9 protein-coding genes and 2 rRNA genes are annotated in these 10,635 nt (G+C 31.4%); 8 read left to right on the top strand and 3 right to left on the bottom strand.

Features of this window, described 5'->3' with window-relative positions; translation table 11 throughout:
* Positions 1 to 181 precede the first annotated feature (181 nt).
* The 7 genes from rrf (at position 182) to BR66_RS0115315 (ending at position 7,056) form a co-directional block, all read left to right on the top strand.
* A 5S ribosomal RNA gene (rrf, locus tag BR66_RS0115345) occupies positions 182 to 298 on the top strand.
* Positions 299 to 544: 246 nt separating this feature from the next.
* Positions 545 to 1,306 carry a DeoR/GlpR family DNA-binding transcription regulator gene (locus BR66_RS0115340; protein WP_026883687.1) on the top strand — a complete coding sequence of 254 codons (762 nt, stop codon included), beginning with the start codon at positions 545 to 547 and terminating at the stop codon, positions 1,304 to 1,306.
* A 278-nt stretch (positions 1,307 to 1,584) separates the two neighbouring features.
* Complete coding sequence (locus tag BR66_RS0115335) at positions 1,585 to 2,475, top strand: carbohydrate ABC transporter permease (RefSeq protein WP_026883686.1); 891 nt, start codon at positions 1,585 to 1,587, stop codon at positions 2,473 to 2,475.
* Positions 2,476 to 2,525: 50 nt separating this feature from the next.
* Positions 2,526 to 3,416, top strand: coding sequence for a carbohydrate ABC transporter permease (locus BR66_RS0115330; RefSeq protein WP_051624269.1), 891 nt, complete (start codon positions 2,526 to 2,528; stop codon positions 3,414 to 3,416).
* 67 nt (positions 3,417 to 3,483) lie between these two features.
* Positions 3,484 to 4,797 (top strand): ABC transporter substrate-binding protein, encoded by a 1,314-nt coding sequence (locus BR66_RS0115325; protein ID WP_035796420.1) that lies wholly within the window; start codon positions 3,484 to 3,486, stop codon positions 4,795 to 4,797.
* Between the two features lie 23 nt (positions 4,798 to 4,820).
* Positions 4,821 to 6,314, top strand: coding sequence for a CehA/McbA family metallohydrolase (locus tag BR66_RS24925; protein WP_051624268.1), 1,494 nt, complete (start codon positions 4,821 to 4,823; stop codon positions 6,312 to 6,314).
* Positions 6,307 to 7,056, top strand: coding sequence for an HAD family hydrolase (locus BR66_RS0115315; protein ID WP_026883683.1), 750 nt, complete (start codon positions 6,307 to 6,309; stop codon positions 7,054 to 7,056). Before BR66_RS24925 ends, BR66_RS0115315 begins: the two co-directional genes overlap by 8 nt.
* Before the next feature lie 68 nt (positions 7,057 to 7,124).
* Here the strand turns inward: BR66_RS0115315 and BR66_RS0115310 are convergent, their stop codons facing one another.
* The 3 genes from BR66_RS0115310 to BR66_RS0115300 all read right to left on the bottom strand — a co-directional run bounded on the left by BR66_RS0115310 (position 7,125) and on the right by BR66_RS0115300 (position 9,784).
* Positions 7,125 to 8,459 carry an aspartate kinase gene (locus BR66_RS0115310; RefSeq protein ID WP_026883682.1) on the bottom strand — a complete coding sequence of 445 codons (1,335 nt, stop codon included), beginning with the start codon at positions 8,457 to 8,459 and terminating at the stop codon, positions 7,125 to 7,127.
* Between the two features lie 203 nt (positions 8,460 to 8,662).
* The gene (locus tag BR66_RS0115305) at positions 8,663 to 8,875 is read right to left on the bottom strand and encodes a helix-turn-helix domain-containing protein (RefSeq protein WP_026883681.1); all 213 of its coding nucleotides are present in this window, start codon (positions 8,873 to 8,875) and stop codon (positions 8,663 to 8,665) included.
* Positions 8,876 to 9,058: 183 nt separating this feature from the next.
* The gene (locus tag BR66_RS0115300) at positions 9,059 to 9,784 is read right to left on the bottom strand and encodes an NAD-dependent protein deacylase (protein WP_026883680.1); all 726 of its coding nucleotides are present in this window, start codon (positions 9,782 to 9,784) and stop codon (positions 9,059 to 9,061) included.
* A gap of 635 nt (positions 9,785 to 10,419) precedes the next feature.
* On the opposite strand from BR66_RS0115300, the gene BR66_RS0115295 reads away from it, so the two are divergent.
* Positions 10,420 to 10,635: ribosomal RNA gene (locus BR66_RS0115295) — 16S ribosomal RNA — on the top strand; the annotation flags it as partial.

Below are 10,635 nucleotides of genomic sequence, written 5' to 3'. Positions count from 1 at the left end.
TTGTTTGATTACTATGCAATTTTGAGAGTGCAAATTCTCATATTGTCTTTAGATGATAGATTACTAGATTTGAGGGTTGTAAGATTCCTTGGGTTGAGGATTTATTTTTAAAGGATACTCGCTCAGCTGTGCTGAGGAGTACAGTTTTCTAACAAAATCGGAGATTTTGAGAAAACTAGCATCCAGTGATAATGGCTTAGAGGCAACACCCGTTCCCATTCCGAACACGAAGGTTAAGCTCTAAAGCGCTGATGGTACTGCAGGGGTAGCCCGGTGGGAGAGTAAGTCGTCGCTGGGTAATTATTAAGTGAAAGAGTAGTCTGAAAAGACTGCTCTTTTTTTATTGTACGTTATTATATACGTAAATAAAATAGTGTGGAGATTATTAAAAGGTATTAATTAAAATAAGAGGCATATATAACAAATCTTTTTTAGACATGTTATAATAAGGATTAAAAAACGTAATTGATCGGTATGAATTGAATTATAAATTATAAAATTCAAATGTTATCTTTCAAATATTAAAAAGAAAGTAGTGATTTTTTTGTTAGCACAAGAAAGGCAAGAAACTATTATAGAGATTATTAATAAGGAGCGAGCTGTTAAAGTATCAAATTTGCTTAAAATCTTTAATGTTTCTATAGAAACAGTAAGAAGGGATTTGGAGATACTAGAAAAAGAAGGGAGACTTAAACGAGTCTATGGTGGGGCTGTTCTAGAGAAAATTGATGGGAGTGAGTTAACTGGAACAGATAGAAAAACAAAATGTATTGATGAAAAAAGAGAATTAGCCGGATTTGCTACAAGATATGTAAGAGAAGGTCAATCAATTGCATTGGATATAAGTACAACAAATTTAGAATTTGCAAGGGTATTTAAAAAAACAGTTAAAAGGCTAACTGTACTTACAAATTCTTTAGAGATTGCAGCAGAATTATCAGATATGGATAAATACACAATAATATTAATTGGTGGAGTTATGAGGAATGATGAATTGTGTATAGTAGGAGATTTAGCTGAAGAATTTATAAGTAAATTTCATATAGATACTGCGTTTATGAGTATGAGTGGAATTTCTTTGAATTGCGGTCTTACTGATTATGGTATGGGTGAAGTTCAAGTTAAGAAAAAAATGATGGAAGTTGCTAAGCAGACTATAATACTAGCAGATAGCTCTAAGTTTGATGTGGTATCTTTACTAAATGTTTGTAGTTTAGATAAGGTAGATATGATAATTACAGATTCAAAGTTAAATAGTTGTATAATTGAAAAATATATCACTAGTGTCGTAATAATAAATAAATAAATAAATAAATAAGCAGCTACTTAACAAAAGGGATTAATTTCTTTTGTTAAGTAGTTGCTTTTTTTGTGTGAAAAGTTGAATTAAAGACTTATAAGGATTAAATACAATCAATAGTATATATTAAAATGATTGATTATGACTATATATATTACTTGTTATGTGATATTGCTTGGTATATTAACAATATCTTTACGTATTCATAATGAAAAGTGAACAAAAATACATTAAAATTATTATTGTAATTATAAAAAAAGATGGAGGGACATGTTTACGTGGAAATGAAATTGAAATTTTTAAATACTAGGAGAAAAGAAAGTATAATTGCAATATTGTTTGTAACTCCAGCACTGATTCCACTTGTAGTATTTTGGATATGGCCAATGATTTATTCTTTTTATATAAGTTTTACTAATTGGGATTTAATGAGCCCTAAATATGATATGGTAGGCTTTAAAAACTATTTATCACTTTTACACAATCAAGAATTTTATAAGGCTATATTTAACACTTTGTACTTCACGGTAGGTACCGTTATACCGACCATAATAGGTGGGCTGATTTTAGCCTTGCTTCTAAATAAGAAAATGAAAGGTATAGGTATATATAGAACAATACTTTTTTCACCTTGGATAACTCCTACAGTTGCAGTTTCAATAGTATGGTCTTGGATTTTTGAGCCAAGAGCAGGAATCGCAAATTGGATTCTAATGTTAATCCATCTTACACCATTACCTTGGACAGAAAGTGAAAGGTATGCTATGCCAGCGGTAATTATAGTTACAATATGGAAAAGTATTGGATGGGCAATGATATTTTATCTTGAAGCATTACAAAGAGTCCCGAAAGAACTTACTGAGGCAGCAAAAATTGATGGTGCAGGGCGTTTTAATTGTTTTAGAAATATTACAATTCCTATGATTTCACCAACAACATTTTTTCTTGTGATAATGACAGGAATAAATTCTCTTCAAGCTTATGATCAGATACAAGTATTAACTCAAGGTGGACCAGCAGGAAGTACAAGAACAATATTGTATATGTATTATCAATCTGCTTTTCAAAATTTCAATGCTGGAGAAGCTGCAGCATTAGCTACTGTATTAGTGATTATTACAGCTATTCTTTCACTAATAGAATTTATAGTTTCTAAATATTGGGTACATTACTAATCGATTTTAAGAAAGTATAAATCTAAATAGAACAGTAAGGAGTAATTAAAATGGCAAATATAAATGAAAACTATGAGGAAGATGAAAGGGAATCTTGTTCAGCCAATGGACAGAAAGTTAAGAAAAAAAATATAATAAGGCATATTTTACTAGCAATTTTTAGTTCCATCATGGCATTCCCGTTTTTATGGATGGTTGTAAGTGCATTAAAAACAAAGGATGAGATATTTATTACTCCCCTTAAGTTCTTTCCAGCAGTGCCTCAATGGAAAAACTTTATTGATGCCTGGAATTCTACGCCGTTTGGACTCTACATATTTAATAGTGCATTTACTTCTTTAGTAATAGTAGCAATACAGGTAATCAATTCAGCTATGATAGCATATGCAATTACACAATTAAAATTTAAAGGTAAAAAAATATTATTTGGAATAGTAATGGGTACTTACATGCTCCCAGCTGCAGCAACATATCTTCCTAGTTATGTTATATTATCCAAATTTAATTTAATAGATACATTAACAGGTATTATTATCTCAAATGCAGTAAGTGTATTTGGTATATTTCTTATTCGGCAAGCGTTTTTACAAATAAAAAAAGAAATGATTGAAGCAGCAATGATTGATGGAGCAAGCCACTGGAAAATACTCTGGCAGATTATGTTTCCACTAACAAAATCAAGCTTCACAACTTTTTCGCTCATTAGTTTTGTATCAAATTATAATAACTACTTATGGCCTTCTCTTATAATTAAAGATCCCAGTAAATATTTAATAACAATAGGACTTAGACAATTTTTTATTCAACAGGGTGCTTATGGCATAAAATGGCCTCAGGTTATGGCAGCAAGTACGTTTACAATATTACCACTTTTAATTCTTTTTTTCATAGCACAAAAATGGTTCATGAGTGGAATTGCGGATTCAGGGGTTAAGGGGTAATAATCGTAATTGTAATATATTAATTAAGTGACAAGGATTTAAATAAAATTCAGGAGGAATATGTAAAATGTTAAAATCAAAATTAAAAAAGGTAATAGCTATTTTCTTCATGTCCATGTCTGTAATATCATTATTATCAGGATGTGGTGCTAAAACTGAAACCACACAAAAAAAAGGACCTGTAGAGATAGAATTTTGGTATGGGCTTGGTGGAAAGCTTGGAACAAATGTACAGGATATTATAAAAGAGTTTAATAGTTCACAAAAGGATGTTGTAGTAAAAGGGGTAGCACAAGGCAGTTATGATGAAACTTATCAGGCTCTTCAAGCAGGTATTTCCGCTAAGAAAGCACCAGCAGTGGTGCTACTGGATGATGCACAAATGACAACTCTTGCAAGCAAAAATGAGTTGGTACCATTGGATAGTTATATTGCTAAGGATAGTAGTTTCAATACTAGTGATTTTATACCAGCTTTTTATAATGAAGGCAAAATAAAAGGAAAGTTATATTCTTTACCAATGTATGGAACAACTCAAGTACTGTACTATCGTAAAGATTTATTTGCTAAGGCGGGCATTTCAGCAGACTCACTTAATACCTGGGAAGATTTATTTGCTGCGGCTGATAAATTATCTAATAAAAATGGAGGAAATACATCGGTATTTGGTTGGGAGCCAATGTATGGCGCTGATAATCTTATAGATGCATCTTTTAGTGCTGGAGGCAAAATATTGAGTAAAGATGGTAAGACTGTTACCATAGATTCAGCGGCATGGGTAAATACGTGGGACACGTTTGGAAAGGCGATTTTTCAGGATAAAACAATGAGAATTCATTCCGGCGGACAGGGATGGCAGTATTGGTATGACACTATAGATGATGTCATGAAGGATAGAGCAGCAGGTTATACCGGTTCAAGTGGCGATCAGGGAGATTTGGATTTTAGCAAAATTTCTGCCCATGTACAGCCTGGATTTAAGAATCATAAAGCAGCACCAGTTGCATCTGCTCAAACAATGAGTATTCCTGCAGTTACAAGTGTTGATAAACAACAAGCAGCAGTTGAATGGATGAAATTTTTTACAAGTACAAAAATCACAGCACAATGGTCAATGAAAACAGGATATATTGCAGTAAGGAAATCTGCTACAGATGATCCTACTTTTAAGGCAAATGCGAAAAAAAATCCACAGATACTCATACCACTAAAACAAGCGTCCACAGCTACAGCTCCATTTGTAGATCCTACTGGTGGTAAAATAACAGATACATTAACAAAAGCAGCTGATAAGGTAGAAATTGAAGGAATACCAGCAGCCCAAGCATTAAAACAAGCTGAGGTGGAAGCACAACAGGCTTTGGATGATGTAATAAAATAAAAAGATTGGAGAAAGGTAACAACATGGGAATTCAACACAAAATAGGTGGCTGCTTTCGTCCACCCGAAAAGAATTATAGATTCTTCTTAGATTGTAATTATGAATGGATTACTTTTAATGTATACGCTGATGAACCAAGTTGGTTTATGATGCTCATTTGGGATTCTAGCGGAGTATTAAGGCTTCAATATCTTTACGGTAAAGCGCCAAATACTGTAGTTATCCATAATGATAAAAATATGACAAGTGCAGCTGCATTGCCAGGGAAAATACCAGCTGGAGAATGGAGAATAGAAGTTTCGGGGATAGGTAAAGATAGTAGTTTTAATTTTTGTATAAATATTGAAGGTGGTTTTGGTAAAATTAAAAACTTAGAACAACCTCAACTTATAGGTGATGATCTGTGGGCTACATATGAACCCAATATGGAGTTATTTATAATAAATAATTATGATTGGGATAAAAAATATAATCAAAACAAAGGTTGGTATAAAGGAGATTTTCACACTCATACAAATATTTCGGATGGAAAGTTAACGCCACATGAATTATTAGAACAAGCTAAAAAACAAAATTTGGATTTTTTCGTTACTACCGAGCACAATATAATTCATACAGGTTTTCCAAAGAGTAATATTTTAGTTATACCTGGAATAGAAATTACAGATTTAAAGGGTCATTTTAATGCAATAGGAATTAAAAAATGGATAGACTGGACATATGATTCAGAAGATGGTGGAATTTATACAGAAAGTGGTATGAACAGGGTTTTATCTGAGGCAGGGACAGCTTGCGCAATACGTTCAATAAATCATCCAAACTTAGCCCCTTGGTCTTGGGAGTTTAAGGAAACTCTTTTGGAAAATATCGATACAATAGAAATATGGAATGACCCAACGTTTCCAGGAAATAATTTTATGGCAACACAGCAAGCACTTGAACTGTGGGATGTTTTGTGGAGAGATGGATATAATATTTGGGGAATAGGGGGAAGTGATGCACATAATTTTCCCAGTGAAAGGTATGACGGAAGTGAATTGCCATCTATAATCGGAGATCCTGGAACATTTGTATTTTCAGATTCACTATGTGCTACCAGTATTCTAAAGGCTGTATCCATGGGCAGAATTTATGTTTCAAGAGGACCTATTATGGAAATCACAATTAAAGTGGGCGATTATGTACTTTACCCCGGTTGTGATTTAACGGATATAATAGGAATAGGTGCGAAACAGATATACTATAAAATAAAAGTAAATAAATTTTATAAGGGATGTACAGTTGTATGGATAGAAAATCGGGTTATAGTAGAGAAACAAGAGTTTTTAGAAAGTTGTGAGATATTACGGTGCTTTTTATGGAAAGGAAAAACTTATAAATGGCTTAGAGTAGAAATACGTGATAGAAATAATAGGCTATTGGCTTTTGTAAATCCAATATATAAAGGGACAAGGAATCATAAAATTGTAACCTGGGGACAATTAATTGAAACATCGGGAGGAATAAAGGTTGACTGAAATTAAGGGCATATTATTTGACAAGGATGGTACACTTCTAGACTTTAATTCAATTTGGATACCGGCTGCAGAATATTTGGTTGATAATATTATTTCAAGATATTTCACCCAATGTGGAAATATTATTAGGAAAAAATTATTATATAGCATAGGTGTGGAGGATGGTGAAGCAAAAGGAACTGGAATACTTGCTTCCGGTACTGCTTTTGATATATCTGAAGCATTCATAAATATATTAGAATTAAATAATACAACGTTTTTTAGAAAAGAAATATTGGAATTAGTATCTGGGAGTTTAAATGAATTTGTTGAAAATAACAAATATGATATTATTCCAACGGCAAATTTGTCTAATCTATTTATAAAACTTAAGAAAATGAATATAAGTATTGGACTTGCAACATCTGATGGGATAATTTCTACAGAGTATTGTTTAAAGGAATTAAATATATTCCAATATTTTGATTTCATAGGTACTAGTGATGGTAAATATCCATCAAAACCAAGTCCTGTACTGCTACAAAAATTTTGTGAAGTAACAGGCCTTAAGGAAAAAGAAGTCGCAATTGTAGGTGATACCGTAATAGATATGGAATTTGCTAGAAATGCCCAGGTTGGAATGGCAATTGGAGTATTATCTGGTACAAGTAGCATTGAGGAACTATCGGAACTAGCAGATTTAGTTTACACATCTGTAGATGACATAATTGCTGAAAATGGACAATTTTCTTGGAACTCATAAAAATGAGTTAATGAAACAAGAAGTTATGCAAAGAGGACTTTAATTATTTTGCATAACTTCTTGTTTTATTATAAAAAAGCATTATAAATAGAATTTATAGCTTTCTCAAAGTCATTATTTTCAACACCTACTATTATATTGATCTCACTTGAGCCCTGATTTATCATTCGTATGTTAACATTGTTTTTTCCAAGAGCTTCAAAAACTTTTGCAGCGATTCCTTTTGATTTGGACATTCCACGTCCTACCGTAGCTATAAGTGCCATGCTTGGTAAAATCTCTAATGAATCAGGTTTACACTGCCGATTAATTTCATCAATAATAGTATCTAGTTTATCATCTAGCTGAGAATCAGGAATAACAAGAGATACCGTGTCAATACCAGCGGGCATGCTTTCGAAAACCACATTGTTTGATTCTAGAATAGATAATAATTTTCTACAAAAACCCAATTCAGTATTCATAAGATTTTTTTCTATCGCGATTACTGTAAAATCCTTTTTACCCGCAATTCCAGTTATATTACCATCTTTATGTATTGGATTAGTATCACCAACTATAAGAGTGCCCTGATCATTTGGAGAATTAGTATTTTTTATATTGATGGGAATACCCGCTTCTCTAACAGGGAAAACAGAATCTTCGTGAAGTACAGTAGCACCCATATATGATAATTCTCTTAATTCTCTATAGGTTATTGACTCAATGGGCATTGGATCCTTAATTATTCTTGGATCAGCCATTAAGAATCCAGAAACATCAGTCCAGTTTTCATATAGATTTGCATTAGCGCCACGAGCAATTAAGGCGCCTGTAATATCTGAACCACCTCTTGAAAAAGTTTTTATGTTTCCTGAAGGATCAGAACCATAAAAGCCTGGAATTACAGCATTTTTCACACTAGATAACTTTTCTAGTATGGACTTTTGTGTATATTCTGCATTCAATCTTCCGTATTTATCAAAAAATATTAATTCTGAAGCATCAATGAAACTGTAATTTAAAAGATTTGCCAGTATAATTCCATTTAAATATTCACCTCGACTAGCTGTATAATCAGGTGAACTACCATTTTCTATATCATCCTTAATTTTTACCAAATATTTAGTTATATCTAAACTGCTCATGTGTTCATATTTTTTAGATAATTCAGTTGTAATTTCTTTGTACCTATCAGATATTATCTTAAAAACATCATCAAAGCTTATACCTTGTTGGACATGAGTGCTACACAAGTAAAGCAAATCTGTAATTTTATAATCCTTGGAGTGCCTTTTTCCAGGTGCTGATGGTATAATATATTTCCTTTGTATATTGTTTTCAATAATATTTTTGACCTTTTCAAATTGGTGAGCATCCGCCAGTGAACTTCCACCAAATTTTGCTACAATAATATTTTCCAAGTAATTAGCCCCCTACACATTAATAATAATACATTAAACAAATTTATAGTATACTGTATTATTATATCATAAAGAGATAATGATACACAGATAAGACATATAAAGCTTTAAATTTTCATTGAAATACATGATAAATTCATTTTATGTAAAATATAAAAAACCGACATTTTACTATTAGGTAAAAGTCGGTTAAAATTGTTTTATTAGCTTATGCTTAATTCATCAAGATTTATATGCAATATTATGGATATAGTTTCAATAATATTAAAGGATGGATTTCGTTTTGCACCTCTTTCCAATTCTTCAAGATAGGTTTTGGAAACATGAAACCTTAGGTTTCTAGATAAATTTGATACATCCGTGCAAGTTAGACCTTTCTCTAATCTAACCTCTCTTATCTTATTACCATTTACCATTAAAAAACCTCCTCTAAATTTGCAATTAAATCATTTAAACTAAACTAAAAGAAAATTTAAGATGTGATTAAGTTTATGTAATATTATTATATAACAAAAGCATTAAGTTAAAAACTACTTTTTTGTAAAATTTATATTAAAAGATCAGTGTTAAGTACACTAAGTATGCTTAACACTGATCTTTTACAAAATATTGTTTAAAACATTGGAAATACTATCATGAATTACCAGATCCGCTATTTTATCATGGGAAGTTGAATCTTTGTTTATAAGTATAAGATGTTTACCTTTAAAATAGTCAATCAAACCAGCAGCTGGATAAACAACTAGAGAGGTACCGCCTACAATTAAAACATCAGCTTTCATAATATAAGAAATTGCTTCATCTATAATGTTCATATTTAAACTTTCCTGGTACAGAACTACATCAGGTTTTATTGTTGAATGACAAACATCACATTTGGGAACTACATTTTTAGAATTTAAAATATAATTCAGATCAAAGAATTTATTGCACTTGGTACAATAGTTTCTGTGAACTGATCCGTGGAGCTCTAAAACTTTTGTTGAACCAGATAATTGGTGTAGCCCATCTATGTTTTGCGTAACTACAGCTTTAATCTTTCCTCTTTTTTCAAGCTCAGCTATTGCGTAATGAGCTAGATTTGGTTTTGCATCTTTATATATCATTTTTTTTCTGTAAAATTCGAAAAAATCTTCTGTATGCTCTGAAAAAAAACTGGCACTGAGCATTACTTCAGGAGGGTAAGAAAAATTATTTCTTGTTGTATATAGACCAGATTTAGATCTAAAGTCTGGAATGGAACTTTCGGTAGAAACTCCTGCTCCTCCAAAAAAAACAATATTTTCATTGCTATCTATTATTGATTTTAATTGGTTATTACACATATTACCACCTCAGTATATATTATATCACAAATATTAATTAATGATATTGATCATTAAAGGTAATTCAAGCGTGTAAAATTTTTCCATTTCAACATTAAATATAGTTTAAGTATGGGATATTATATATTATTATCATAAATATATAAATATATTACATTTTGTTATGATAATTTAATATATTTATGAAATGAATATGATACAAAATATTAAAGTTAACATGTTTAAGCAGTGGGAGAGGGGTTTATAGTAAATATATAGTTATAAAATGTATAATACTCATATAAACATAACCTGGAGTGTCTATATAAGATATATAAAGTTATAAAGAATAAAAATGTGGATTAATGAGTTAAATTAATATATACAAGATCAGTAAATTTAGCAGTATATAAAAATATGATATTATATTAAATGTTGCACTTGATGTGACGCAAAAGTATGTTTTAAATGATGTGAAAAACAAGTTGACATTATTTTAACTACATGTTACTATATAAAAGTTGCCTAACGACAACACAGTGATCTTTGAAAATTAAACAGAGAATAAGAATTAAGTAAACCAGCAAATTTCTTTGAATCTTAGAAATAAGATTTAAAATATTTATATTAAGCGAAATGAGCTTAATCAAACACTTTTTTATGAGAGTTTGATCCTGGCTCAGGACGAACGCTGGCGGCGTGCTTAACACATGCAAGTCGAGCGAGAAACCTTCGGGTTTCTAGCGGCGGACGGGTGAGTAACACGTGGGTAACCTGCCTCAAAGTGGGGGATAGCCTTTCGAAAGGAAGATTAATACCGCATAACATTATAGCTTCGCATGGAGCCATAATTAAAGGAGTAATCCGCTTTG

It is taken from the genome of Clostridium akagii DSM 12554 (assembly GCF_000686725.1).
GTDB lineage: Bacteria > Bacillota > Clostridia > Clostridiales > Clostridiaceae > Clostridium_I > Clostridium_I akagii.
The sequence above is the reverse complement of the archived record's forward strand: the minus strand, read 5'-3'. Positions and strand labels throughout refer to the sequence as shown.

Bases quoted from the DNA above. Each gene is read 5' to 3' on its own strand.
- BR66_RS24925 (WP_051624268.1), top strand. From the start codon at position 4,821: ATGGGAATTCAACACAAAATAGGTGGCTGCTTTCGTCCACCCGAAAAG.
- BR66_RS0115300 (WP_026883680.1), bottom strand. From the start codon at position 9,784: ATGTGTAATAACCAATTAAAATCAATAATAGATAGCAATGAAAATATT.
- BR66_RS0115330 (WP_051624269.1), top strand. From the start codon at position 2,526: ATGGCAAATATAAATGAAAACTATGAGGAAGATGAAAGGGAATCTTGT.
- BR66_RS0115335 (WP_026883686.1), top strand. From the start codon at position 1,585: ATGAAATTGAAATTTTTAAATACTAGGAGAAAAGAAAGTATAATTGCA.
- BR66_RS0115325 (WP_035796420.1), top strand. From the start codon at position 3,484: ATGTTAAAATCAAAATTAAAAAAGGTAATAGCTATTTTCTTCATGTCC.
- BR66_RS0115305 (WP_026883681.1), bottom strand. From the start codon at position 8,875: ATGGTAAATGGTAATAAGATAAGAGAGGTTAGATTAGAGAAAGGTCTA.